22 protein-coding genes are annotated in these 25,978 nt (G+C 35.9%); 6 read left to right on the top strand and 16 right to left on the bottom strand.

What is annotated here, in order from left to right; translation table 11 throughout:
* The first annotated feature begins 92 nt into the window (after nucleotides 1–92).
* A complete protein-coding gene (locus BUE24_RS05620; RefSeq protein ID WP_170864560.1) occupies nucleotides 93–1,115 on the top strand; it encodes an alpha/beta hydrolase family protein in 1,023 nt (340 codons plus the stop codon).
* A 106-nt stretch (nucleotides 1,116–1,221) separates the two neighbouring features.
* On the opposite strand, the gene BUE24_RS05615 is transcribed toward BUE24_RS05620, so the two are convergent.
* Together BUE24_RS05615 and BUE24_RS05610 are read right to left on the bottom strand one after the other, a co-directional pair.
* Nucleotides 1,222–1,761, bottom strand: coding sequence for a hypothetical protein (locus tag BUE24_RS05615; protein ID WP_073314809.1), 540 nt, complete (start codon nucleotides 1,759–1,761; stop codon nucleotides 1,222–1,224).
* Entirely contained in the window at nucleotides 1,758–2,333 is a 576-nt protein-coding gene (locus BUE24_RS05610) for a type II toxin-antitoxin system RatA family toxin (RefSeq protein ID WP_073314808.1), read from the bottom strand. Before BUE24_RS05610 ends, BUE24_RS05615 begins: the two co-directional genes overlap by 4 nt.
* A 148-nt stretch (nucleotides 2,334–2,481) precedes the next feature.
* Between BUE24_RS05610 and BUE24_RS05605 the strand changes: the two genes are divergently transcribed.
* A complete protein-coding gene (locus BUE24_RS05605; protein ID WP_073314807.1) occupies nucleotides 2,482–3,588 on the top strand; it encodes a helix-turn-helix transcriptional regulator in 1,107 nt (368 codons plus the stop codon).
* 2 nt (nucleotides 3,589–3,590) lie between these two features.
* Here BUE24_RS05605 and BUE24_RS05600 read toward each other — a convergent pair whose 3' ends face one another.
* The gene (locus BUE24_RS05600) at nucleotides 3,591–4,160 is read right to left on the bottom strand and encodes a cysteine hydrolase family protein (protein WP_073314806.1); all 570 of its coding nucleotides are present in this window, start codon (nucleotides 4,158–4,160) and stop codon (nucleotides 3,591–3,593) included.
* Nucleotides 4,160–4,843, bottom strand: a complete 684-nt coding sequence (locus tag BUE24_RS05595) for a DUF2490 domain-containing protein (RefSeq protein WP_073314805.1) — start codon at nucleotides 4,841–4,843, stop codon at nucleotides 4,160–4,162. Before BUE24_RS05595 ends, BUE24_RS05600 begins: the two co-directional genes overlap by 1 nt.
* Before the next feature lie 260 nt (nucleotides 4,844–5,103).
* On the opposite strand from BUE24_RS05595, the gene BUE24_RS05590 reads away from it, so the two are divergent.
* Entirely contained in the window at nucleotides 5,104–5,799 is a 696-nt protein-coding gene (locus BUE24_RS05590) for a hypothetical protein (protein ID WP_073314804.1), read from the top strand.
* Between the two features lie 54 nt (nucleotides 5,800–5,853).
* Here BUE24_RS05590 and BUE24_RS05585 read toward each other — a convergent pair whose 3' ends face one another.
* Together BUE24_RS05585 and BUE24_RS05580 are read right to left on the bottom strand one after the other, a co-directional pair.
* Nucleotides 5,854–9,045, bottom strand: coding sequence for a WD40/YVTN/BNR-like repeat-containing protein (locus BUE24_RS05585; RefSeq protein ID WP_073314803.1), 3,192 nt, complete (start codon nucleotides 9,043–9,045; stop codon nucleotides 5,854–5,856).
* An 18-nt stretch (nucleotides 9,046–9,063) separates the two neighbouring features.
* A complete protein-coding gene (locus tag BUE24_RS05580; RefSeq protein WP_139241916.1) occupies nucleotides 9,064–9,837 on the bottom strand; it encodes an MBL fold metallo-hydrolase in 774 nt (257 codons plus the stop codon).
* 111 nt (nucleotides 9,838–9,948) lie between these two features.
* Here BUE24_RS05580 and BUE24_RS05575 point away from each other — a divergent pair, with 111 nt between their 5' ends.
* Nucleotides 9,949–10,191 (top strand): hypothetical protein, encoded by a 243-nt coding sequence (locus BUE24_RS05575; protein ID WP_073314800.1) that lies wholly within the window; start codon nucleotides 9,949–9,951, stop codon nucleotides 10,189–10,191.
* On the opposite strand, the gene BUE24_RS05570 is transcribed toward BUE24_RS05575, so the two are convergent.
* The gene (locus BUE24_RS05570) at nucleotides 10,188–10,469 is read right to left on the bottom strand and encodes a hypothetical protein (protein WP_073314799.1); all 282 of its coding nucleotides are present in this window, start codon (nucleotides 10,467–10,469) and stop codon (nucleotides 10,188–10,190) included. The genes BUE24_RS05575 and BUE24_RS05570 overlap by 4 nt on opposite strands.
* 328 nt (nucleotides 10,470–10,797) lie before the next feature.
* Nucleotides 10,798–11,898, bottom strand: coding sequence for a serine hydrolase (locus BUE24_RS05565; protein ID WP_244548126.1), 1,101 nt, complete (start codon nucleotides 11,896–11,898; stop codon nucleotides 10,798–10,800).
* Between the two features lie 434 nt (nucleotides 11,899–12,332).
* Here BUE24_RS05565 and BUE24_RS05560 point away from each other — a divergent pair, with 434 nt between their 5' ends.
* Both BUE24_RS05560 and BUE24_RS05555 read left to right on the top strand, forming a co-directional pair.
* The gene (locus BUE24_RS05560; RefSeq protein ID WP_073314798.1) at nucleotides 12,333–13,463 is read left to right on the top strand and encodes a vWA domain-containing protein; all 1,131 of its coding nucleotides are present in this window, start codon (nucleotides 12,333–12,335) and stop codon (nucleotides 13,461–13,463) included.
* A gap of 50 nt (nucleotides 13,464–13,513) precedes the next feature.
* On the top strand, nucleotides 13,514–14,977 hold the full coding sequence (locus tag BUE24_RS05555) for a sigma 54-interacting transcriptional regulator (protein WP_073314797.1): 1,464 nt from the start codon (nucleotides 13,514–13,516) through the stop codon (nucleotides 14,975–14,977).
* 16 nt (nucleotides 14,978–14,993) lie between these two features.
* On the opposite strand, the gene BUE24_RS05550 is transcribed toward BUE24_RS05555, so the two are convergent.
* From BUE24_RS05550 to BUE24_RS05515, 8 genes are all read right to left on the bottom strand, one after another.
* Nucleotides 14,994–15,818, bottom strand: coding sequence for a DUF1853 family protein (locus BUE24_RS05550; protein ID WP_073314796.1), 825 nt, complete (start codon nucleotides 15,816–15,818; stop codon nucleotides 14,994–14,996).
* Nucleotides 15,819–17,897, bottom strand: coding sequence for a response regulator (locus BUE24_RS05545; protein ID WP_084549415.1), 2,079 nt, complete (start codon nucleotides 17,895–17,897; stop codon nucleotides 15,819–15,821).
* Nucleotides 17,898–18,015: 118 nt separating this feature from the next.
* Nucleotides 18,016–19,026, bottom strand: a complete 1,011-nt coding sequence (locus tag BUE24_RS05540; protein ID WP_073314794.1) for a pirin family protein — start codon at nucleotides 19,024–19,026, stop codon at nucleotides 18,016–18,018.
* An 84-nt stretch (nucleotides 19,027–19,110) separates the two neighbouring features.
* On the bottom strand, nucleotides 19,111–19,803 hold the full coding sequence (locus BUE24_RS05535; RefSeq protein WP_073314793.1) for a DUF2490 domain-containing protein: 693 nt from the start codon (nucleotides 19,801–19,803) through the stop codon (nucleotides 19,111–19,113).
* 15 nt (nucleotides 19,804–19,818) lie between these two features.
* The gene (locus BUE24_RS05530; protein ID WP_084549414.1) at nucleotides 19,819–20,415 is read right to left on the bottom strand and encodes a hypothetical protein; all 597 of its coding nucleotides are present in this window, start codon (nucleotides 20,413–20,415) and stop codon (nucleotides 19,819–19,821) included.
* Nucleotides 20,408–20,869 (bottom strand): DUF3291 domain-containing protein, encoded by a 462-nt coding sequence (locus tag BUE24_RS05525; protein WP_073314791.1) that lies wholly within the window; start codon nucleotides 20,867–20,869, stop codon nucleotides 20,408–20,410. Before BUE24_RS05525 ends, BUE24_RS05530 begins: the two co-directional genes overlap by 8 nt.
* Nucleotides 20,870–20,883: 14 nt before the next feature.
* On the bottom strand, nucleotides 20,884–22,380 hold the full coding sequence (locus BUE24_RS05520) for a S10 family peptidase (RefSeq protein WP_073314789.1): 1,497 nt from the start codon (nucleotides 22,378–22,380) through the stop codon (nucleotides 20,884–20,886).
* A 154-nt stretch (nucleotides 22,381–22,534) separates the two neighbouring features.
* Nucleotides 22,535–25,843 (bottom strand): amidohydrolase family protein, encoded by a 3,309-nt coding sequence (locus BUE24_RS05515; protein WP_073314787.1) that lies wholly within the window; start codon nucleotides 25,841–25,843, stop codon nucleotides 22,535–22,537.
* Nucleotides 25,844–25,978 lie beyond the last annotated feature (135 nt).

Genomic DNA, 25,978 nt, shown 5'->3' with positions numbered 1-25,978 from the left:
TTGTTGATTTGTAGGGGATAAGTTTTGATAAAACTCAAGATTTTGCACTGGATAATTTATTAAATTATGAAGAATTACTCAACAGAACAATTTTGAGCTTAAAAATAAAAATAGCAGTAACACTCGGCAGCATACTTTTGATTGCTCTGATCTTGTATTTGCGCAAGGACTATTGTAAATGTAAGGACCGGATTTCTTATCAGCATATAGACCTCAATAAAGAGATAGATCTGGATGTGCTATATACTCCTACTGATAGTACCGAATTACAAAATATTCTTTTGTCCTGGAAGAATTTTTCTGAAGAGAGCGATACCTATCAAACGGTCAATAAAAGTGGATATTTTTATAACCGAAATTTGTTGGTAGTTCGACATACAGTACATGGCGCAAAACATTACGGAGCTATTGTATTGCCCAAGGATTATGATGAGAACAAAAAATATCCTCTATTAGTTTGGGCAAACGGTTTGGATCAATCTAACCCTACGGTAGATTTGAGAGGTTTGGGAAAGGTGTTTATGCGTCTTAAAGATTATTTTATCTTGGTGCCGTCATACCGAGGACAAGCTCTGGTAGCAAACGGTCGCCGGTATTGCTCAGATGGTTTTTTTGGAGATGCTTTTGATGGCGCTACAGATGATGCGTTACGACTTCTGGCATTAGCCAAAAGTGAGTTTAAAGGAATAGACAATAACAGAGTTGTTGTTAGTGGTACAAGTAGAGGGGGGACAGTAGCGCTTTTGATGGGGATTCGAGATCCCGGGATTAATGCTGTGATATCTATAGCTGCACCAACGAACTTCTTTTCTGAAGAAATGTATAACCGTTATACCAAACAGTATAAGTACCAGTTCCTAAGTCATAAAAAAACCATTGGTGCGATACGAGCTAAAATGATCAAGAGTTCTCCGATTTATTTTGTAGAAAAATATCCTAATGCTCTATTATTAATTCATGGCGAAAATGATAAAATAGTGCCGGTTTCTCATGCACATAAGGTGATTGCTAAACTAAAGCAAAAAGAGAATTTTGAATATCGGATTACCGATCAGGGACATGCCATTGATAATCAAACCCTATATATTATGGATTGGTTGCGCCAGCATAATTAATTCTTCATATCATTTGGGCATGAATGACTTGTGCATATAGAAATCATCCATGCCCGATGAAAAGTAATAATAACCTTTGATTTTATGTGTCAAACCCAAGAATCATCTAGTTCATGCTGTTTTGATTTTCAATGTGATTCCAGGTATAAGTCCGTCTTTTTTGCCAAACACCTTGACTGTCAATATCAAAAGAAGTAGTAACCAATACTCCATCTTTTAGGGTTGATCGGTGTCCATGAATTGTCTTTTTTCCATTAGGTGCTACAAATTCCTGGATTAATTCTGAGATTTGATCCTTTTTTAGCGTTAAAGGGCCTTTTCCCACGGTGCCATCTGCTCCATACTGAACGATGACTCCTCGATTTTTACCATAATCCCAATATTGCCTGAACTCCCATAAAACACCCTGTTTTTTTCCATTAATCAATCCGTATAACTTTCCAGTGATATTTTGTTTACCAGCACTCCAATCCCAGTGCATACCATATTGATCAAAGGGTTCATTTTGATTTTGGTAAGATGTATTGTCAGTAATCCAGGTTCCTGTTGAAGCTTTCATATTTTCGACAAACCAATCGGGAATCTTTTGTTGGGCACTTGCAGTGCTTAAAAACAAAATTGTCAAGAGTTTTAGTACTGATTTCATAATTGAGTTGTTGAAATTTGTTTGTTGTTTTCTGCCAGATGTTGCCAGTTATCAAGAAGATATTCGGTGTCTTCTTTTGCTTGCTTAGTACCCATGGATAAGAAATATCCGCTCAAAAAAGGGTTTTTGAATTCGTAAGTAAAATCCAATACTAATCGAGTTTGAAAAGGGCTTACCGTTTCCACTCTCCATAATCCCGATAAAGATTTTAATGGAAATGGATAATCTTCTCGTTCTGTATGGACCTTAAATTGAAATTCTTTACCGGGTTCCCAAACGGTACAAGTCTCTTCCCAACTACTACCATCTGGTGCACTGCATACCCTTTTCATGCCAAGTCCTTGCCCTTCGGTAATTTCAACATGATGAATGTTGGGAGCAGTTACCTCGTGATAATTACCTACATCTGCAATGATATTCCATACTTTATCTTTTGGAGCATGAATTATTCGTTCTGCGGTAAAATGTTGTTCTCCTTTTGCTTTAGGGTACTGGATAAATCCGTAACCTAACAATAACACTATATCTAATACCAAGAAAAGTGCCAGTACTTTTAAAATTTTACGTGTCATAACTTTTGCTTTTTGTTGCCATAAAATTAGTTCAGAAAATCGCTGGATACTTCGTAAATAGGGTGCTCTTAATTAATTGGAACTCATTTTTGGTTCTTTCTCGCGACCAAGGGTTTTCTATTTAATTAAGGTGTACTATTTTTATACTATGAATAGTATCGAGTCATCTGCTTTTATCATAACCTTTTTGTTAGGAGGGGTTATTTTGATCGGTTGTTTTATCTTGTTGGTAGTACTTAAAAGCGTTACATTAAAACATTCCCGATTTTTTTTGGCGATTACTTTATTGGGACTTATACAACATTTGTTTACTTATCTTTTGTTTACTACGCAATTAATCAAAGTATGGCCTCATTTGTTTGGATTGGGATATCCATTATTGTTTTTGGTAGGTCCTTGCTTTTTTCTTTTTATAAAGCATTACGGAGAGTCTTCTTTTAGTTTTAAAAGATGGAATTTTGTACACTTTCTGCCTTTTGTGATGATGTTGATTCTTTTTGCTCCCAAGTACTTTTACAGTGCTGTAGAAAAACAAGAAATCATTACCTATTATTATGATCTTTTACCTAATGGGGTAGTAGCGGTTTCAGATTGGCTTCAGGCCAGTTTGCATTTAGTGTTGTTGTTAATTTATGCAGTAGCCGCTTTTATGTTGATACAAAAAAGAGATAAAACCAATAGCATACTGTTGAAGAGATTCAGTATCCTTATGGCGATTTTGGCTTTTACCGAGATTTTGTTACAAGCAGGTTTTTTACTTACGGGAGCTTCAGCTATCACAGCAGAGATTGTTTTGGCAGGTTTGATGGCAATTACCGTACTTCTTTTGGGATATTGGATTGTAGATATCAAACAGGTGTTACCAGTATTAGAAGGAAAGAAATATAAAACATCTCCTTTATCTCAACAGCAGGTAGTACTTATTGAGAAAAAAATCCATAACTTTTTGGTAAAAGAGGAAAACTATTTGGATCCTAATCTCAAAGTTGCCGATTTGGCGGATGGATTACAAATACCTTCACATCATATTTCGCAGGTATTGAGCGAAAGGATGAATACTAATTTCTATACTATAATCAATCACTATAGAGTTGAGAAAGCAAAGGAGCTCTTGGTATCTGGTGCTCTAGAAAAAATATCTGTCCAGGCAGTAGGAGAGGAGTGTGGCTTTAGCAGTAAAACGAGTTTTTATCGAGCTTTTAAGAGAGTAACAGGAATGACACCTGCTCAATATCAATCCTATCAGATCTCCTAAGCTTAAAGTTTGTTCAACAGTTCAGTGGTAGACAAAATTGTTGCAAATTCATCTTTTAGACTTGCAATGGCAGTATCATGGATCAATTGAGCACTATACAACTCACCGTTGGCACCTGTTTTATTAAAAGTTGCTATTGCATCATCAATAAGATAAGTTTCAAATCCAAAATTACCCGCCATTCTGGTCGTGGTAGAAACACAGTGGTCTGTGGTTAATCCTACGATGACTACCGTATCGATGTTATTTTGTTCTAGTTGTGTTTTAAGGTCAGTACCGATAAAAGCACTGTTAACTTCTTTTTCGATAATGGGTTCGTTGGGTTTGGGAGTATTAAACTCCATAAAAGCATTCCCTGGATTGTTTTTGGACAGCGGAGAGTTGGGATTTGTAGAACAGTGCTTGATATGAAAAACAGGCAATTCTTGATCTCTCCATACAGAAAGAAGCGTCTCCATATTTTTCTCTGCATTTGGATTGTTACGTTCTCCGCCCCAATACGGAATATCTTCAAACCCTTTCTGAATATCTACTAATAAAAGTGCTGGTTTTTTTGCTTTAAAACTTCCCATTATTGATCTTGTTTTTTTCTAAAGTCGGTATTAAAAAACACTCCTAACTGTAAACGATCAAAATTAATTCCGGTGAAATGATTTTTCAAATACCCAAACTGGATGCTTAAGTTGTCTTTTACATTATACCCAACAGCACCATATAAACGGTTTTGCCCAAAAATAGGTTCTTGAAGATTAATGAACACCTCGTCATACACATTCAAAAACCACTTATCATCAATTGGATACGTAAGTTGTAAACGATATCGTGCTCTATGTTCGGTAAAATCATCTACTTGTGTACTTATAAATCGCTGTTCTAAACGGTATCGGTGCTCAAACTTGAATTTACCTACTTTATTTTTTAAAATAAATTGCTGAAAAATTCGGTGCTCATTGCTGTTTTCTTCTCCAGGGATATCTTCAAAACTACCATCGGTATTGATGTACCCATATCCCAAAGTGGCTATGGCATTTTCATTGATATGATAATTAAGCCCAGTACGGAGCAAAAGTTGATTAAAAGTCGATGCTACTTCATAAAATCGGAATTGCGCTTCAGAATGAATACTTAACTTATCGCTTACTCTATTGGTCCCAAAATACATATACCATGCTCCCCATTCGTCTTCTCCAGTTTCTTGAGAAAAACAGTGAGCCATAAAAAAACAACAGAGAACGGATAAAATAATTTTCTTCATTATGTGCGATTTAGATGTAAAGATGTGCTAGAATTTAGCTCGTAAATTTCAGATAATATAAAATATTATCAGACTTTTTAAGAAGTTAAAAATCTGTTAAATCCTAAAAATGATGATTCAAGCTTTTATGATAAAGAGTTAAACTACCTCAAAAACAGGTGTTTACCCTTTTTGATTAGGTGGTTTCCCTCTGTTTTAAAATCTTAGGTAGGAATAACTTTGGGTAAGAGATGATGTTTAACAGCTGATAAATTAATACTATGGAAAATATACAGCATAATGGATATGATACTCATCCCGAAAATTTTGATGAGTATTATTTAGAAGATGATTTAGGGTATTATGATCATTTTGAAGATGAAGATGATCGATACGAATCGGCAGCAGGGGTTTCTGCAGGTGCCGCGGTGGCAGGACTTACATTCGATATCCTGTCTAGTGCGATGACCACTTTTACCAAAGGGGACTTAAAGGTAGTAATGCCCAATGGACCTATCGGAGTTACGGCTTCGGGGATTCCTAGCAATATCAGAAGTCAATTAAGAACGGTACGACCAAGAGCAAGGACGATATTTAAATACCGAAAAACAAATCCAATTTCCGGGATAGAGCAAGTAAATATTCAATTGACTTGTAGAGTTCAATACAATGGCCCATCTGTACAGGCGACCTTTGGTTTTGCAGCTGGTGGTACACGGTCCAGATTAATGAGGGATAGTAAAGTTACTATTAGAAATCCACTTAGTCTGGAAAGACAACCTACCTCTTCAGCATGGCGTAAAGTAGGGATCAATGTATATCCTGTGGTGACCATCCCGATTGAAGTTTCTGTAGATCATCCCTGGCCACAGTCTAATGATCATTGGACGTTTGATTTAGTGATTAGCGGAATGTACGGTTTTGGAAGAAAGAAAGGACATCGAGCTGTAAGAAATATGAGGCATGTAAAAAATTAAACCTAAACAAAATATCCTGAAAAGCACGCTTTTCAGGATATTTGTAGTTTCTCTTTACTCTATTGAGAACTTTTTGGTTTCTTTAAAAGGAGAAATGTCCAATGTTTCTATAGTCTCTTTATAGGTTTTCCAATCTTGATCAAAAAATGTATTGGTTTTTTCCAATGCCTCCTTCAAAGCATCTTTAGCTTGTTTCAGTAAGGTGTTTTCTGTTGAGGTTAATCCGGTTTGCCTTGAACCCACATAAAAAGTAGCTGAGTTTAAGCGCTGCATCACTGTTACTTCTGGATTTCTAGTAATACCTTGCCTTTTATCTTCTTTACCGATGTAATAAGCCATAACACTATCTACTTTTTTGGAAACTTCCTTGGATAACTTAATTTGATCTTTATATTTCTCTTTATCCTCTTTTTTAAGTTTCTTTTGAAACTCAGCCGTCACATCTTTGCTTTCTACGAGTTGTTGCACAGCATTAAGCACCGTTTCCCTCATTCTCTGAATTTCTTTTGAAGCTGTATATACCTCATTGATATTTTTTTGCGATACATTCAATCTTGGATCAGACTTTACCTGGATAGTAGTTTCAGACTTTTGATCTCCATACTCCATAACTACCTTGTATGTGCCAGGTTTTACTTCTACTCCTGCAGGTTCTACTTTAGGTTTTACAATTTTTCGGGTTGGATTTTGAACTCCTTTTTCGGTCATATCCCATACCATTTTATAAAAACCTGTAGAATCTGGTGCCTTTTGTTTTAGCGTTCTAATGAGTTCATTGTTATTATATACTTTTAATTGTATAGAGTCCCATTTTACAATGGCTTCTTCATTTTCGCTATCCGCATCATCTTCCTTATTTTTTTTCTTCTCTATTTTCTGTGCTTGCACATAATAAGAGATTAAAGCACCTTCTTTTCTATTTTCAGCACTGTATAATGCATCACCTCCAAAACGTGTGCCTGTAGGTTGTTGGTAGGCAGCCTGATATCCAATAGGAGGATCAAAAACATGCAGTTTCTCATTCAAAATGGATTTGTCTTTTGCCAAAGCCCGTAAAGGTTTGATATTGTCTAGTACCCAAGCTGCTCTACCAAAAGTACCGATTACCAAATCATCTTCTCTGGTTTGTATAACTAAGTCCTTTACAGAAACTGTAGGGAAACCAGCGGTCCATTTTGTCCATTTAGCACCTGCATTTAAGGAAATATAAAGTCCATCATCAGTACCCAAAAACAATAAATTTCGTTCGATAGGATCTTCTACAATACTTAGCGCATAACTAGTCACATCGTTTTGATCTACAATACGATTCCAGGTTTTTCCGTAGTCTGTTGTGCGATATGCATACGGAGTATAATTGTATCTTCTATAATCATTGGCAATCAAAAGTGCTTCGCCTTTCTTTTTGTTCGAAGCTTTAATTTGAGCAATCCAGCTTCCTTGGGGTAACCCTTTGATATTTTTGGATACATCCGTCCAGCTGCTTCCACCATCTTGAGTAATATGTACACGACCATCGTCGGTACCTACCCAAAGCATACCTTGTTCCAGAGTAGAAGGTTCTACAACCAAAATAGTACAATGGTTTTCTGCACCTGTTGCATCCATGGTAAGACCTCCACTTTCGGATTGCTTTTGTTTTTCAGGATCATTGGTAGTAAGATCTGGAGAAATTACTTCCCACGTTAGGCCTTTGTCAGTACTTTTATGAACAAATTGACTACCAAAGTAAAGGGTGCTATTATTGAAAGGGTCGATATTAATCCCTGAGTTCCAGTTAAAACGAAGCTTTACTTTTGGATCGGGGTGTATCGGTCTTACGATATAATTATTTCCTGTTTTCCAATCGTATCGTACGACAAAACCCTGTTGGCTCATGGACCATCCGTATTGTGAATCATCTTTATCCGGTACGACGTCGAACCCATCTCCAAAGGATATTTCCTGCCAATACGAATTTCTGATTCCCTGATCTCTCCAAACGTAGGCAGGTCCTCGCCAGCTACCATTGTCCTGCATCCCTCCATATACGTTATAAGGAAATTCGTTATCAACATTGATATGATAGAACTGAGCTACCGGAAGATTCCCAATAAATCGCCACGTTTTTCCACCATCTTTGGTAATGTTTAGTCCTCCATCATTACCATCAATCATAAAATTCCCATTTTGAGGATGAATCCACCAGGCGTGATGATCTGGGTGCACTCCATTGTTAGCATTATAGGCTGGCATAAGTTGCGTGAAGTTTTTACCTCCATCTTCAGAAACATTTACATAGGTAAAAATAGAATAAACACGATTTTCGTTTTGTGGATCAACGTATATATCAGAATAGTAAAAAGGACGGTTTCCTATATCCTTTTTGTTGTTCACCATTTTCCAGTTAAATCCTCCATCTTCAGATTTGTACAATGCATTTTTTTTAGCTTCAATTAATGCATAGATAATATCTGGTTTGTTTTGAGCAATTGCTAATCCGATTCTACCTAGATTACCTTCTGGTAGTCCATCTTTATCAGTTCTTTGTTCCCATGTTTTTCCTCCATCATGGGTAATATACAATCCAGAACCTTTTCCTCCGGATTTAAAAAACCAAGGATCTCTTTTATGTTCCCAAAGAGCAGCAATAAGCTTATTTGGGTTTTTTGGGTCCATTACCAAATCAGCAGCTCCCGTTTTATTATTGGTGAAAAGAACTTTTTTCCAGGTAATTCCTCCATCTGTGGTCTTAAAAATACCACGATCAGGATGTTCTCCCCAAGGAGAACCAATAGCAGCGGCATACACCGTATCTGGATCTGTAGGGTCGATAATCACTCTATGAATATGACGTGTTTTTTCGAGTCCCATCAGTTTCCAGTGTTTTCCACCATCAAGAGATTTGTAAATTCCATAACCACCATTCAAACTATTTCTTGGGTTTCCTTCTCCGGTACCTACCCAGATTACAGAAGGATTCGATTGTTGAACGGCCACAGCCCCAATAGACGCGGTAGCTTCATTGTCAAATACAGGGTCCCATTTGATCCCTCCAGAGGTAGATTTCCATAAACCACCAGACGCAGTTCCGGCATAGATGATATCTGGATTTGAGTTGACTACATCGATTGTAGTTACACGACCGCTCATCCCTCCAGGACCAATATTTCTTGGAGTAAGATCTTTGATTAAGTCGATATTAAAATCTTGTGCACTTAGATATGAAAGGGAGCAAAATAGAATTAGAAATAAAATTTTTTTCATGAGATGAAAACGAGTTAATTATAGATGAATTTGTTGTTCTAAATGAGTTAAAAAATATATGTTAGGGTATTTTTCTTTTAAGGAAGAAAGTTCCTTTTCTTTTATTCGGGGTGAAATATGTGTGGCTATAGTATACTTAGGATTGATGTGTTTTTTGAGTAAGGTCGATGCATCCTCCTCTAATAACATCCAATAGGGAAGTATCGCAATATCAATTCGTTCTTGAACTAACTGGAGTTGGTTAAAAAGTTTGATTTCCTCAAGCCAACTGGTGTCTCCCAGGTGTAATATCTTTTGGTGATCAAGCTCTACAATATATCCAACGTTTTGTATTGATCGATGTCGTTTACCCGCATGATCCACTTTCATACCTGTTATTTTTAGAGCTCCAACGTTGATCGTTTGCTTGATATAATCCGATGTTTTTATGGTGAAGCTTTGATCTTTAAATGTTTTTAGACTATCTGTAATTTGTTGTGCCCCAAAAACCATTGCTTTTGAATTCGATTTTAGATAATTTGAAGCAAGAACCGGACTAAAATGGTCACCATGATGATGTGTGAAAAGAATGGCATTTGGTGTATAATGGGTATGAATTTTTTTGATTAGCTCAGCATTAGGGTACAGATAATCTTCGCCATATTTGGTATGCAAACCGTCTATCAAAACTGAAATGTCTTTTCCTGCCAGATGCACTCCCATATTACCAATATATGTAATGGTAATTTTATCTTGGGATATCCCTAAAGAACACATCAGAAAGGGAATCAGGATAAGAACCGTTCTAAACACTACAAACAGAATTGAGTTATGTGCCCTAAAGGTACTAAAATGAAAATGTCAAATTCTTAAAGGGGTGTTAAGGTGAATTCACTACATTTAACACATCAAAAAAAATAGCACATGAAATTCATAGAACTTACCTTAAAAAATCATATGATTGTCCATGGGTTTGATGCAAGAAATAAAGAAATTATGGAAGAAGTAGAAGTAAAAGAAGCTTCAAAAAAACTCGTAGCTATAGATCGAATACTATCCGTGAGTAAAAAATACGTCTTAACCAAATATACCCAGGACCGCATCATTTATTGGGAATATCAGGAAAGTTATGATGAAATAAAAGGAATACTTTCTAAATATCTCTAAGGCCTCATAATTTTGGAATTGTCACTATATCTAGCAGAGATCAGTTTGAAATCTTTGTCTACTTTAATAATGATTCTTTTTCCGGTATGAAGATTTACCATTTTCCATCGGAAACCATAAGAGGTTTCAAAAATAGAAGATCTAGCGGTTTTGCGGATATCAATCTCATCAATACCTTCTATAATTTCATTGGCTAACAGATCCAAACCGCGTTGTTTTTCTTCGTCTTTGGGAATTTCTCTGTCACGTGGGTTTTGAACTTGTTCAATGTGTTTCAAACAATCAATATTTGAATATAGCCGTGGAGAAACTAAAAGTGAGGAGCACAAAAAAAGAAAGAGTATGTAATGTTTCATAAGCGAAATATTTTCGAATTACATACCTTGCTTGTAGGAGCAAAAAATGCAATTACACTTGGTTTACGTTTGTTTTCATAGGGCGTATTTGCTAATGCTTTAACAATAATCTAAAATAAGGGTACTATAAAGTTAACCCATACCTCAGGCTTTTTGTGGTATTGTTTTGTTAAAAAAACCGTAATTTTTCTTAAAATTCGTAGTTTTTAACAGTTTTGTTTATTAAATAAACAAGAAAAATAAACGAAAGTTATTGGTGGATATTGGTGCGCTGTCGTTTTCTATTTAATTCGTAATCATGGATTTGCCTTCCTAATTCTGCCAAAAAAGGAATTCCTATTTCCTTATATTCATATTGATCATCATTAAAAATTCTATTTTGATTTACATGAATCGTCGCCGATAATAAAAATTCGACATTGTTTTTTGTATCCATGATATAGGCGCAATCTGTAAGATATCCATAGGCATAGCCCACTTTATTATGTATTTGAATATGTTGAGGAATATTTTTTTTGCTATCCCCAAACATGAAAAACTTGCCATAAGCATCATAGTATTTACTCTTATCAAAACCAAGATCGGCAGGTGTTCTTTTCATCGTTTGGGTAATAAATTCACTGTCTGATTTTGTGAGGCGAAATTGTTGATTCTCAGGAAATAATTCTGGGAAATGTATTCGTTTCATAATCCCATGCAATGAAGATAGCGGCAGGTAATTTTTTTCTGAAAAATCTTTAGGTTTTTGCATCAGAGAATCGTTATAAATGTAACCAATCCCTTTTTGGGTTCGTTGTAATGTCAATTTTGAAGGTATTTTATTTTCTATAGTGTTTTGCACATAAACAGGGATGCTATCATCAAGATGTTGTTTGAAAACAATGGATTGTGTCTTTGGATTATGAGAAAAAAAGGCGGATAGTCGATGCGAAATGCTTCCAGGAATATTTTTTTCTGCCAGTCTTTTGTTAATATCGTCTTGTCCCAGGAATTCGAATAATCGATTATAAGCTAGGTTACTGCTTACCCCAAAGATTTTTTCTATTTCTTTTTCCAAATTTGAATAGAGGGTGTCGTTTTGGGTTTTGAAATGGGTATGTAAATCAATAGGTACCCCTTGTTTTTGTAACTCATTTAATTTCTCAAGGGCTAATAATGCTACAGGCAGTTTTACAGTGCTGGCAGGATAAAAGTATACACTGTCGCTTACGTTATATTGGTAATCTTCAAAAGTAATATTGCCTTCTTCATCTCGATGAATTTGTGAGTAGATGATTTGTACTTCATGATCTTCAACATTCGAAATAACTTTATTAATAATTTCACTATCAGAATACAAAATAGTATCCAAAGGAGATTTTTTTGAACAAGACAGTATGCAAAGAGGAAAAACAAGAAGTAGAAAAAGCTTTGATAGGATTTTTTTTGATACGAGGTTCTTTATCTGCTTCATAGTAATTATCGCCTTTATCGCAAAAGGCATTTTATCGTTTGTTAATTAACATCTATTCTTAGGGTATATAAATATACAGTAAATGAGAGTAACCAAATGAATAGAACCAATTTCTTCATATTTAAATTGAGAGGAATAGATGAGTAAATTTATAATGAATTCGTAGCTATTTGATTTTTGAGTATTAATTTCAAAAAAATATTAGTGTCAGAACTTTAAGGTCAATATGATAAACAGTTTAGACATTGCTATTCTCCAAAACAAATGTTAATTCTTATTTCTTATCGTCGAATTGGGGACCAATCTTTTGTAAAATATGCTAACTTTATATAATGGAAAAGAAAAGAAAATTGTTCAAAAAAGGTTTCACCTTCAAGAAGTATGAAGCACCAGAACAGTCTCCCTTTGATAAGCTTTTTGATATTTTTCAGGAGATTATCACCCATACCTCTGGAGATTTGGATGAAGCTTTGGATTGGATGCGCGAACTAGACAAGGAATATCAACTCACCGATGAAAACTATACCCTGGATGATTTCGTAGAAGATCTTAAAAAGAAGGGGTATATCCGAGAAGAAATCAAACCAGATGGAAATGGTAAGATGGAGATCACTGCAAAAACCGAGCAGGCTATTCGGAAACGAGCTTTAGATCAGATTTTTGGTAAATTGAAACGGAGTGGAGCCGGGAATCATCGAACCAATTATGTGGGAAGAGGAGATGAACATGCGGGAGAGTTTCGTAACTATCAGTATGGAGATTCCATAGAAAGAATCTCGATGACCGAGACACTTAAAAATGCTCAGATCAATCATGGTATTGGAGATTTGAACCTTACTGAAGAAGATCTTGTTATCGAAGAAACGCGATTCAAAGCGCAGATGAGTACGGTGCTCATGATCGATATTAGTCATAGTATGATTCTATATGGCGAAGATCGGATTACTCCAGCCAAAAAAGTGGCGATGGCTTTGGCAGAATTAATTACCACCAGATATCCAAAAGATACTCTCGATATTTTGGTGTTTGGTAATGATGCATGGCCAATAGCGATAAAGGATTTGCCGTATTTGCAAGTAGGACCGTATCACACCAACACAGTTGCTGGTTTGCAGTTAGCGATGGATATGTTGCGTAGAAAACGAAATACCAATAAGCAAATTTTTATGATCACCGATGGTAAACCAAGCTGTTTGCGATTACCCAGTGGGGAGTATTATAAGAATAGCAATGGTTTGGATAGAAGAATCATTAATAAATGTTATATGATGGCCCAACAAGCAAGAAAGTTACATATACCTATAACCACATTCATGATTGCACAAGATCCATATTTAATGCAATTTGTTAGGGAGTTTACATATGCCAATCAGGGTAAGGCTTTCTATACAGGATTAAAAGGCTTGGGAGAAATGATTTTTGAAGATTATGAAACCAACAGAAGAAAAAGAATAAAAGGATAACCAACCGAGTTTAAATACTCAAAAAAATATTGTTTTTAGAGAATATACATATGAAAATAGAAAATATAAAGACATTAGGAGAACTAAAAAAATCAGGATACAACAGTAAATCTATAAAAGATGAACTAAGGGATAACTTAAGACAAAAAATCACGAACAAAGAAGAAACCTTTACTGGAATTCATGGGTACGAAAATACGGTTATCCCAGAACTAGAACGCGCAATTCTTTCCAGACATAATATTAATCTGTTGGGCCTTAGAGGGCAAGCCAAAACACGGTTGGCGCGACAAATGATTAACCTATTGGATGAGTGGATGCCTATCGTAGAAGGCTCAGAGATCAATGATGATCCTTTCCAACCTATATCGAGATATGCCACAACTTTGGTAGAAGAAAAAGGAGATGATACCCCGATAGCCTGGGTACATCGATCCGAACGTTTTGCAGAAAAACTAGCTACACCAGATGTGAGTGTAGCAGATATCATTGGGGATGTAGACCCAATAAAGGCAGCAAATCTTAAATTGAGCTATGCCGATGATCGTGTGATTCATTTTGGGATGATTCCAAGAGCAAATAGAAGTATTTTTGTGATTAATGAATTACCTGATTTACAGGCTAGAATTCAAGTAGCCTTATTTAATATTCTACAAGAAGGTGATATACAAATTAGAGGTTTTAAATTGAGATTACCTTTGGATATACAGTTTGTATTTACTGCAAATCCAGAGGATTATACCAATAGAGGTAGTATTGTAACTCCACTTAAAGATCGTATTGGATCTCAAATCCTGACGCATTATCCGGATACTATCGAGATCGCAAAAACGATTACTCAACAAGAAGCCGATATGGATGAGCGACAGAGCAATTTGGTCTATGTTCCAGAGATTGCGAAAGACTTGTTGGAACAAATTAGTTTTGAGGCTCGTCGAAGTGAATTCATAGACCATAAAAGTGGGGTAAGTGCCAGAATGAGTATTACTGCATTCGAGAACTTGCTCAGTACAGCAGAATATAGAGCATTACGGACTGGAGATACAAACACTTTGTTGCGACTCAGTGATTTTACCGGAGTAATCCCAGCAATTACTGGAAAAGTGGAGTTGGTATATGAAGGAGAACAGGAAGGGTCTGCTTCTGTGGCTTTAACGTTAATTACAGATGCCATAAAAACACTGTTCCCGGATTACTTTCCTAAAGTGGAAAAATTAGAAAGAGAAGATTATAAAAGTCCTTATCAAGATTTGGTGAATTGGTTTTTTGAAGAGAGTGGTTTTGAACTGCTAGACGATATTCCTGAAAAAGAATATAGGGCGAAACTGGATTCTATCGAACCACTTAATCAATTGATCAAAGAATATCAGGAAGATTTGGATCAAAAGGACACTTATTTCATGAAAGAGTTTTTACTCTGGGGGTTAGTAGAATTCAAAAAACTAAGCAAGTATAGACTTTCTGAAGGTTTTGGATTCAAAGACCTTTATGGAAGTTATATAAGTGGTTTGTAGGCGTATAAAGTGTTTTTTACCACCAAACCACAAAAAAACGTTGAAATTCTTGATCTCCACTTTTCATCCAGAGTAGTGGAGATCTTTTTTGTTGTAATGCTTCAGTGACACATTTTTGAGTTGTTGTAAATGAGTACCACTCTGAATGGTATTTGGGATCAACCATCCATTCTTTTTTTTGTGGAATATAAAAGAGATGAGCTCCATAAGTTGTCTCTGAAAACTCCTTGTCTTTTATCCAGTACCCAATAATGCAGTTAAGGTTGAATGAAGTAGAAAATGTTTCTATCATGGATTTAGGGACAAAGAGATGAGCCATAAAACATACCGATTGATCGATGTCTTGTGGATCAAGTTTTAGTTCCTTTAATGAAGCTATGGTTTCTTTTTTAAAAAGTAGAGGGAGTTGCTTTTGCCTCAGTTTATCTATTTTTTGGCGAAAAGTATCTTTACGATTAGGCCCAATCCATCTATCCATCTCATCATTAAATGTGGGATCATATATATAGAACTTAAATACGAGTTCTATATGGATCACTTTATTTTTAACTAGATCCTGAACAATAAAATCCAATTCGCCAATAGTAATCTGATCACTAAAAATTTGCAGATTTTTGAGAAGAAGTAGGTATCTCTCAGAAGTTTTGATGTAATAATTAAAAAAGTGTTCGATACGCTTGCCCAATACTTCATTTTCAGAAAAAGTAATTTCAGAAGGTTCAGGTACGGACATGTCCAATTCGTTGTGGTCTAAGTGGAACGAACGAATACCAAAAACACCATTGTTATTCCATAGAACAGGAGTCTTTAAAAAACTGAGATACTGTTCTTTTAAAGGCATTTATGAATATTTTGATCTGGTAAAAACTGAGAAATACTTACCTATAATGGGTTTTAATATTTTTCTATCCACGGGTTTCGATACAAAATCATCACATCCTGCATCCAAAGCCTTTTGTATGTCTTCTTCTGTAGAATACGCTGTTTGCGCAACAATAGGTAATTTAGGTCTTAGTTTTTTGATTTTTCGAGTGGCAGTATACCCATCCATTACAGGCATTCTTATATCCATTAAAACCAAATCAATATGTTCATTGTTTTGGCAAATTTCTACAGCTTCTTTGCCGTTTTCTGCTCTATGAATAACAAACTTATAATCTTTCATTTTCATTAGAACTGTTTTTAAGAAAAGATAGTTGACATCACCATCTTCTACAATAAGAATTACTTGTTTGATTGGTTTTTCTTCAGGATTTGGGGTATCGTTATCTTGCATTTTGTTGGGGTCCATTACAGGATGGTAAGGAACTTTTAGCATAAAAGTAGAGCCTTTATTAGGAATAGAAGTAAAGGTAATATCTCCTTTGATAAGCACTGCATTTTTTTGTGCTATAGAAAGCCCTAGTCCTAGTCCATCATAGCTTTTTGTTACATTTTTTTCGGATTGAGAGAAGTTCCTGAAAATGATTTCCTGATCTTTTGATTTAATTCCTATCCCAGTATCTCGGATAGATACTTGTAAGGTGTCTTTGTTTATTTCAGTAGAAATTTCCACAATCCCTCTTTTAGTGAATTTGATGGCATTGTCGATCAAATTATATAGTATTTTATTGATTTTGGATCGATCCATTAGGATATTTCCTTCTTCTTCGGTTAACCTATTATTGAGGTGAATTGCGATGTTTTTGCTTACCGCTTTACTCTGAAATTGAGAGAACAAAGTATCTAGCAAAGTATTGAAATTGATTTCTTCCAGATGTAATTCTACTTGATTGGTTTCTAATCGTGATATCTCAATGATATCGTCTATAATATTAATCAATTGATTACTACTTTCTATAATGATTTTGGAGTATTCCTTTTGTTCAGATGTTGTAGTTTCAGGGTCATTTAATAATTCTGAAAACCCCATAATTCCATTCATAGGTGTGCGAACTTCGTGGGATATATTGTGTATAAAAGCGGTTTTAAGCTTATTACTCTCTTCAGCAAGTTCTTTGGCAACTCTTAATTCCTTGGTTTTTTGCCTGATAATATGTTTTAAATACTTGTTGATCAACAATATTCCTAGAAGGATAACTACTACAATTGCAGAAAGCCAAATCCAAAAATCTGCTCTTTTGTAAAACGGTACAATCTCTCGGTATAACCAATTGTCATAAATCACCTCTTTCTCCGTATCAGAAATGCTATTTTCGGCTTTTGCAATTATCCGATTCAGGATAGTATTATTTTTTTGTACTGCAATTCCAGGTACATAACTGTATTTTGTTTCTCCGGCAATTTTTAGGTTATCCAGATTTTTTGTGCTGATTAGATAATTGGCAACAGCAATAGGACCGATATAGGCATCATAAACTCCATTGCTAACTTGCTTTAGACAGGTAAGGTCATCGATCTCATTACTTAGGGTTAGTTTTTTTTCATTCGCCCTAAGGATGTCATCGATTGCAAAATCTTTGGGCACAACGACTGTTTTATTGTAATAATTCTTAATTTTTGAACCAAGATCGCTATCCTTTCTGGTAACAATAACATGTTGAGATTTGAATAGTTGTGAATAAAAATTAAGATAGGGATCTCTATCTGGAGTTTTTTGAATTTCAAGGATGATATCCAAATTGTCATTTTTGGCATCCCGTATTACTTGTTCCCAGTTATAGTATATTCTGCGCTCGAACTTATAATCAATCTTTTCTTCTATAAGCTGCAGGTAATCAATGAGGATGCCATCTATTTTATTGGTGTCCTTGATGTATTGATAAGGAGCATAATACGGAAATAAAGCAACTGAAATATTTTCTTTTTCTTGTAACCATTGTTCTTCTTCCGGAGTAAGTACGGACGTGGATTTAGAACATGAAATGAGCCCGAAAAATATAGAAAATGCTAAAAGAGTGGTTAGTGGTTTTTTTGACATAATGCTATACTAATACTTCCTTTACTTTTTGAGCCCTAAAATAAAGATAGTATAATGTTAACACTTTTGAAAATGTAATGGTAAAATACTCAAAAGCAAGCGTTTTGGTTCACCAAAATTACTTGGTAACCTCCGTTCCATCCGGAAAGCGTGCAAACCTACCTTTTGTAGGATCATGGACATGATCATATGTTGGCCAGGGCCATCCTCCAAATTCAGTTTGTTGATACTCATGGATGGCTTCTCGTATTTCTAGTTGACTGTTCATAACAAACGGACCATGTTTGGCTACAGGCTCATTGATGGGTTTTCCTTGAAGCCATAAAAAATGAGCTTCTTCATCACCATTTTTAAGGACCAATTCTTTATCTCCTTCCAAAATAATTTCATTATTTACGGGAATTGTAAACCCTTCCGAAGTTACTTCATTTCCCTTAAAGAAATATAAAGATCGGTTCGTTCCAGATGATCCTTTAGGGAGAGAAAATGTTGTGTGAGGATCAATTTTTAAAGTGGCAATTACCAAATCATTGTCTGCATGAATAGCCCATGAGTTTGGTGCTGGATCCGGAGCTTTTATATTGTTGATGGTACCGGCTACCAAAACGATTTTGGTAGAAAAACCTTGATCATCTTTGATAGTAATTTTAGGAATTTCCTCGTTCCATAGCATTTTGAAATGTGGATCTACCATTTTTTTCTCTCTGGGTAGATTTAACCAAATCTGAAACAATAAAAAAGGGTTCTCCTTTTCGGTTTCTAGCAAGGGAAACATCTCAGAATGTTGCACACCACGGCCTGCAGTCATCCACTGCACATCACCATTACCAAATCTCCCAGCGGCACCCAATGAATCTGCGTGATCTACCAGTCCTTTTTGTACAATAGTAACGGTTTCAAAACCTCTATGAGGATGTGCAGGAAAACCAGGGACTTTTGTTCCGTGATACATCCGCCAACCATTTTTTAATGTAAAATCCTGTCCGAGATTACGCCCTTCTAGAGAATCTGCTGGACCAAGTTTTCCATTTCCTTTGGGATATTGATCTTCGTGGTAGGCACAAAATAAAAAAGGATCACTGGTTTCCCAAGGAAACCCTAGAGGTTTGATTTTTTTGATTGCTGGCATCGATAATTTTTTTCTAATGTATTCAATTAATCCCGAATGATGTATTAAAGTTGGGTTAAGATAAAAGAACGTTAGTTCTTAATTTTAATTTTTTGGTTTGAACTGAAGGCTGTAGTACCAGTTCACTGTTATCCAAAGATCATTTTCTGTAGCAGCATCGATTAAACTACCAATTCGATAATCCAATCCAAACTCAATCTTATTGGTGTTACTCACTTCATATCCTAGAAATGGGAGCAAACGAATTTCCAGATTAAATTCACCGTTTTGCCATTCTCCAAGGTATTCATTTCCCAATTTGAGATACCATTCGGTAGGATCAATTTTATTTCCTGAGAGTGGTTTTTCAAGAGTAAGTCGGTATCGTGTCCTAAATTTAGGAGACTGTTTGTTACCAAAGGTTTGATCGGTAACAAAACGATGTCCGAATCTAATCGGATCTGCATACTGTACCCAACTCAATTGTTGTATAGTGCGATGGAATACTTCATTATCTTCAAAACGAATGAGATATCCAGCGTTGATCTTGCTACTTGAACCCAACTTGTAGGAGAGTAGGGAAGAAAGATCCGTAAGAACATATTCGTAATCAAAAGATTCTTCTCTAGTATTATCTATGAGTAGTTGTCTGGACTCTATTCCGTTGACCAATTTTAAGTTATCCCCGATTTTGGTGGATACTCGTATTCTGGGTAATAGCCCAGAAGAAAAGCTAGATTGAGACCAGGAATATGAGATAAAAAGGAAAGAAAAAAGTGTGCAGATCAACAACTTCATCACCGGTTCAAGTTTTTAAAAGTCTAGATTATCTGTATTTCTTTGCTGAATGGTCAATATTTTTAATAATTCAGCTTTTTCATTAAGCAAAACTTCAAATCGTTGATAAGAACGTTCTACCATTCCTTTTAGCACAATCTCATAATTTTGAGCATAGGGATGTGTTGTCTTCTCTTTTCTGAGTAGTTGTATCAGGGTTTCATCTGCAGCTTTCCATTGTGTTTGAATCTTGATGATCTTATATTTTACAAATTGTTGCTCGAGTGTAGTTTTGATATCTTCTTGAAGTGTAGAGGATAATGAAGATAATTTAACCGTTCTCTCTACATCCAGAGGGGTGCCCAATGTATCAAACTCAATACTGTGCTTTATCCCATCCACTACAGTTTTTGCTTCTATTGTCTTCCCTTCATGGCTTTCTTCTTTATACCATTTGATCTTGACCTCGTTAAAGGCTTTTTTGATAAATGTTACAGCTTGGCTAGGAACTTGGTCTTCCTTAATTCGATACTCTTTTTCAAATTTTACCTGCGCATAGGAACTGGTGTAAATGATCAAACAAAATACAAATAGCTTGATCCTATTGTTGCGGTAAAAAGTGTATTTACTCATGCGTATACGTTTTATAGTCCTCGGGAGTAAATCTGCTTTTGAAGGTAAAAGCGAGTGGCGTTTCACCATGCTCTCTGATGTATTGTAATTTTTCTTTGGCTTCTTCAGGAGTAGGGTGATGCCCTTCTTCAACGTACCAAAACGCCATATGCATTTGTTTCATATTATGAAACCACTCTTTTTTACGCTTTAAAATCTCAACATGGGCCGTTTTATATGTAAAATCGAATAGAGTATCAATATCTTGCCATACAGACATATTAATAATCAAAAAATCGTAGTCAAAAACTCTAATGGCAGTTGCATTATTCTCGTCACCTTTTAGTCGCCAGACAAAGCCTTCGCTAGATTCTGCCAGAGCATTAATTCTATCTAGATTATTTACGAAGTCGGCCATTACCGGGTCATTGATAGGAGCGATCATTTCGGCAATATTTACTTGAGCTAAATGCATGATATTGTAATTTTTTAGTACTTAGAACCTTTATTGATATTTGCTGAAGATTTGGTAATAAATGCTCGTATATCTTCATTGGCTTGTATTAGGTCTTCATTACGAAGATACATCATATGTCCACTTCGATATCCTTTAAAACTAAGACGATCAGTTAATTTACCATTACTATTAAGTTGCCACATTACATATTTGGCATTAAAATAAGTGGTAGCACCATCATAGTATCCAGATTGGATCATCGTATGTAAGTTGGCATTCATAGCCATCGCTTTTCTGAGGTTTTCACCAGTGCTATCTTGTGTTCTATCCCATGGTCTTACAGGGCCGAACATATTGTACTTTAAGTCCGTTTTGAAACCTAATTCTTGGCTGTAATAATAATTTATTGCGGGTGTAAAAGCGTGTAACCAAGCGGTGAGTTCGCTATTATAATCAGGTCTTTCTCCGGCCTCTTTGATATCCATTCCTTTGTACCTGGAATCTAATCTTCCAATCGTATATCCATCTTTATCTCTTAGTAAATCTTTCCAGAAATAACTTTTAGGTACTTCTAGATTATGCTGGCGAATGGTCTTTTTGGATAAACCTGAATAATACGCCATTTTGGAGATAACTTCTTCTTTTTTACTCGCATCCAAATACCCGCTTCGTACAATAGCAGGTAACAACTCATTGATTGTATAATTTTCAACTTCGGGTAGTACTTCTAGCAAATCTTTACTTTGCAAGGCAGGAGGTAACATCTTATGATACCATGCTGCTGCTGCATAATAAGGTAAACGATTGGCTACCTCTACTGGGCCATCAAATTTAAATCCTATCTGAGTAGGAGATACTAGGATCACACCATTCAAATACATCCATTGACGATTTTGCAGTTCTAATGCCAATCCGGATACTCTGGTAGTTCCATAACTTTCACCAATAAGATATTTAGGGGATCTCCAGCGATTAGTACGGGATACAAAAGTATTGATCCAGTCCGCCAGGTATTTTACATCTGCATTAACTCCAAAAAATAATTTTTTATCAGGCATTTTGCCATCTTTTCCTGGGATCATGCGCGAATAACCAGTATTTACTGGGTTAATAAAAACAATGTCGGCTACATCCAGAACCGAATTTGGATTCGCTTTTATACCATAAGGTTGTACAGGAAACCCTTCATTATCTATTTTTAGTATTCTTGGACCTGTATAAGCAATATGCATCCAAACCGAAGCAGAACCTGGACCTCCGTTAAATGAAATTAGTAGCGGACGATTTTGATCATTTTTGATATCAGATCGCTTGTAATACGTATAACACAAGGAAGCTATGGGTATTCCATTTTCATCCCAAACAGGCTGAAACCCTACAGTAGCTTTGTACGGAATTGTTTTCCCTTTGATTGTTGTACTGTGATTGGAGACTATAGTGGTATCTATTGGAACTTTTACATGTTGCGCATTTAAGGTTACCACTAAAAGTAGAAGCAGATGAATAAGAATTGATCGTTGGTGTTTCATTCTTTAAATGTAAGGTTTAATTTTTATCTGTACACGGCCGAAAAAATGGTTTGAACAACAAGATTAGGCATACTAGTCTTTTTACAGTATTTATTTTGAGTTGAGTTTATATCAAAAGACCCTAGAGATCTTACATCTTTAGGGTCTAAAGGTATTAATTATGTCCGATATGACATCCGCATCCAGCTCGCATAAAGCTTTGAGATTCCTGATGCCATTCAAAAGCTTGATTGTATTTGTTGTTTTCCCACCAGAATTTACTGCGTTCTTTGGTGGTATTTCCAATTTCATTCATAGTATCTGTATCATACAATCTACCATTTACCATTACAAACTTTACACTTTCAGTATTTCGGATATCATCTAAAGGATTTTTATCCAAAACAATAAGGTCGGCAAGTTTTCCTGCTTTCAGGGATCCAATTTCATTTCCAGCACCAATATATTGAGCGCCGTTGATGGTTGCTGCTTGTAAGGCTTCAAGGTTGGTCATACCACCTTGTTCAAACATCCATAATTCCCAGTGTGCACCCAATCCTTGTAATTGCCCGTGAGCTCCCAGATTTACTTTTACACCCAGATCCGTTAATGCCTTACAGGTTTTAGAAACCAAAATATGACCGTTTTCATATTCTTCGTCGGGTACCATGGTTCTATGTCTTGATCTTGCATCTACAATAGATCTAGGAGTATATTTCAGTAACTTTTCATTCTCCCAAACATTATCTTTTTGATAGAAGTAATACTCACCATTCATACCACCATAATTTACAATAAGAGTAGGAGTGTATCCGGTTTTGCTGGTCTTCCATAATTCGTTAACATCCTTGTAAACAGGTGCTACAGGAATATTATGTTCGATACCGGTATGCCCATCCATAATCATAGACATATTGTGATAAAAGGTTGATCCTCCTTCGGGCACTACATTAATTTGCAATTCTCGCGCTGCTTGTATTACTTGTTGTCTTTGATCTCGTCTCGGTTGGTTGTAACTTTTTACCGATTTCGCTCCAAATGCCTTGGTTCTTCGTATAGCAGATCTGGCATCTTCCAGATTGTTGACTACCGCTTTGAAATCTCCATCTGCTCCATATAAAATAATCCCGGTAGAGTAGAGACGAGGTCCTACCATATTTCCGCCCTTGATCATCTCTGACATGGTGAAAATTGACTCGGTATTAGCAGAAGGATCATGTACCGTTGTTACTCCAAAAGCAAGGTTAGCATACAGTTGCCAATGTTTTTGGGTAGTAAGCCCGTATCGGAAACCACCAATATGTGCATGGGCATCTACGATTCCTGGCATAATCGTTTTACCAGAAACATCATAAGTTTTGTAATCTGCAGGTATGGTTACTTCAGAAGCATTCCCTAATTTTTCTATTTGATTACCGTTAATAAGTATCGTTCCATTTTCGATAACTTCGTTACCCTCCATAGTGATAATTCGTGCATTTTTAAATGCAATTTTACCAGTAGGAATATCTGTTTTTACATTTAAGCCAATTTCAATACCTTTTGATGTAATTTCTCCTACTTTTTCTGGTGATCCTGGTAAAAAAGTAAATTTATCTTTTACATCATTTGCAAAGTATTCACCCCCTAAAGTCCAGAATATTTTTTTACTATCCCGTGACCAATGAAGATTAATACCTGCATCTTTGGATATTTGAGTTACAGGAACCGATTTGGTTTTGTTATCCAGGTCAATCTCTTTTCCATTTAGAACCAAAGGAGCTATAAAAGCTTTGTGCAAGTTGGTAAAAGCAATCCATTTATTGTCTGGACTTGGTACCAATCGGTTTGCATATTTTGACTTAAGGTGTGTCTTCTTGTCTTTTCCATTTAGGTTAACTGAAGCTAGCTTTTTAGTCAAACTACCAAAATAAGTACCACCTGTTTGATAGAAAATACGTTGGTTATCTTTTGAGAACACTGGATACTCTCCTTCGTTGATCACTAATTTTTGATTAGCACCAGTAGAGGACATGGTATAGATTCCAGTGTTTTTGGCAAAACTAAGCCCTTGATCACTATTTCCATTTTCTTTTCTGAAAGCGATTACAGTCCCAGTATTGTTGTATGTTGGCGTACGGTAGATTCCTTTTTCTACGGTAAGCTTTGTAGACGATCCTCCTGAAATCGAAATTTTATTTACAGATCCTAGTTCTTCATCATTCCATGTTACATAAACAATACTTTGTCCATCAGGAGAAAAACTAGGTTCAAATTCGAAGTGTGTAGATTGCGATGTAAGACGTTGAGGTTTTCCATTTGGTAAACTTTTTTTCCATAATTGGCCTAAGGCACTAAAAACAATTGTTTTTCCATCTGGTGCAGTTACTGCATTTCTAATCACTTTGGCAGTAAACTCTTCTGGAGCTACAGGTGAGTTAAAATGTAAAGTCTCTGCAATCTTAATAGTAGCATCTACAGTAAAAGGAATATTAGTGACCTGTTGGGTATCTATATTAATCGTATTGATTTTTCCTCCAGACCAAAAGGCGAGCTCCTTATTATTTGGAAGCCAACTGAAGTTGGGATACACTCCAAAAATAGCCCAAGCTTCCTGTTGATCTTTATTTAATTGATCATAAATAGGCCATTCTTGACCAGTTTCGAGATCATGAATAAAAAGAACAGATTTGGTACGAACTCTTTTAATAAATGCTAATAATTTTCCATCTCTGGATACTTGAGGGCGGGCAGCTCCACCAGGTCCACCGGTAACCGTCGTAGTTTTTCCCGTTTCGAATTCATAACGCTTTATAACGTAAATCTGCTTATTCGGATCTTTATTGTACTGAAAAGAACCACCTGGGTAGATGTCTTCACTGTAGTACATATATTTTCCATCGGGAGAAATATTAGGTTCGTTTACATCTTGTTGATCGTTCTTTCTTTTGGTCAATTGCAATCCAGAACCTCCGGTGACATGATATTGCCACATTTCTCCAGCTCCCAAAGACCGTTGAGAAGTAAAGTGCTTTCTTGCTACCAAATAGTTTCCATCGGGCATCCAAACAGCATTGTTTAATAGCCTGAAACTTTCTTTGGTAATCTGTTTGGCGTTGCTTCCATCGGTATTCATTATCCAAACGTTGTCACCACCACCAGCATCACTGGTAAATGATATTTTAGTTCCATCTGGACTAAAACGAGGTTGAATTTCAAAGGGGATTCCGGTTCGTAATACTTTGGCCTTACCTCCAGAAATCGGAAGACTATAGATATCTCCCAGCATATCAAAAACTATTGTTTTACCGTCGGGACTTACATCTAGGTTCATCCAGGTTCCTTCGGTAGTAGTAAAAGAATGATCTTTGTAGTTAAACTCTCCTTTTGGATTGGTAACCTCCCATTTTTCTTCTTCTTTTTTGTCTTTTTTCTTCTTTTGAGCGTGTGCGTTAAAAATTACAAATACTCCTAAAGCTAGAGTAGTAATAATGTGTTTGTGCATGATGTGTAGTTTATAGTGATCCGAAAATAAGGATTTATACCAAAAAATATCTTAAAGTGTTGTTAATCGGTAGATGTTAGTTAGATCGAAGACTTGCTATATTAAGGAATGCACAGAAATAGAAAACCGGAATTT

The organism is Aquimarina spongiae (assembly GCF_900141785.1).
GTDB classification, from domain to species: domain Bacteria; phylum Bacteroidota; class Bacteroidia; order Flavobacteriales; family Flavobacteriaceae; genus Aquimarina; species Aquimarina spongiae.
This window is presented reverse-complemented; position numbering and strand designations above follow the sequence as displayed.

Coding starts and splice junctions, on each gene's coding strand:
- BUE24_RS05590 (WP_073314804.1), top strand. CDS start 5,104: ATGGAAAATATACAGCATAATGGATATGATACTCATCCCGAAAATTTT.
- BUE24_RS05555 (WP_073314797.1), top strand. CDS start 13,514: ATGAAAATAGAAAATATAAAGACATTAGGAGAACTAAAAAAATCAGGA.
- BUE24_RS05540 (WP_073314794.1), bottom strand. CDS start 19,026: ATGCCAGCAATCAAAAAAATCAAACCTCTAGGGTTTCCTTGGGAAACC.
- BUE24_RS05585 (WP_073314803.1), bottom strand. CDS start 9,045: ATGAAAAAAATTTTATTTCTAATTCTATTTTGCTCCCTTTCATATCTA.
- BUE24_RS05600 (WP_073314806.1), bottom strand. CDS start 4,160: ATGGGAAGTTTTAAAGCAAAAAAACCAGCACTTTTATTAGTAGATATT.
- BUE24_RS05550 (WP_073314796.1), bottom strand. CDS start 15,818: ATGCCTTTAAAAGAACAGTATCTCAGTTTTTTAAAGACTCCTGTTCTA.
- BUE24_RS05535 (WP_073314793.1), bottom strand. CDS start 19,803: ATGAAGTTGTTGATCTGCACACTTTTTTCTTTCCTTTTTATCTCATAT.
- BUE24_RS05530 (WP_084549414.1), bottom strand. CDS start 20,415: ATGAGTAAATACACTTTTTACCGCAACAATAGGATCAAGCTATTTGTA.
- BUE24_RS05515 (WP_073314787.1), bottom strand. CDS start 25,843: ATGCACAAACACATTATTACTACTCTAGCTTTAGGAGTATTTGTAATT.
- BUE24_RS05560 (WP_073314798.1), top strand. CDS start 12,333: ATGGAAAAGAAAAGAAAATTGTTCAAAAAAGGTTTCACCTTCAAGAAG.
- BUE24_RS05610 (WP_073314808.1), bottom strand. CDS start 2,333: ATGACACGTAAAATTTTAAAAGTACTGGCACTTTTCTTGGTATTAGAT.
- BUE24_RS05525 (WP_073314791.1), bottom strand. CDS start 20,869: ATGCATTTAGCTCAAGTAAATATTGCCGAAATGATCGCTCCTATCAAT.
- BUE24_RS05545 (WP_084549415.1), bottom strand. CDS start 17,897: ATGTCAAAAAAACCACTAACCACTCTTTTAGCATTTTCTATATTTTTC.
- BUE24_RS05595 (WP_073314805.1), bottom strand. CDS start 4,843: ATGAAGAAAATTATTTTATCCGTTCTCTGTTGTTTTTTTATGGCTCAC.
- BUE24_RS05605 (WP_073314807.1), top strand. CDS start 2,482: ATGAATAGTATCGAGTCATCTGCTTTTATCATAACCTTTTTGTTAGGA.
- BUE24_RS05520 (WP_073314789.1), bottom strand. CDS start 22,380: ATGAAACACCAACGATCAATTCTTATTCATCTGCTTCTACTTTTAGTG.
- BUE24_RS05615 (WP_073314809.1), bottom strand. CDS start 1,761: ATGAAATCAGTACTAAAACTCTTGACAATTTTGTTTTTAAGCACTGCA.
- BUE24_RS05575 (WP_073314800.1), top strand. CDS start 9,949: ATGAAATTCATAGAACTTACCTTAAAAAATCATATGATTGTCCATGGG.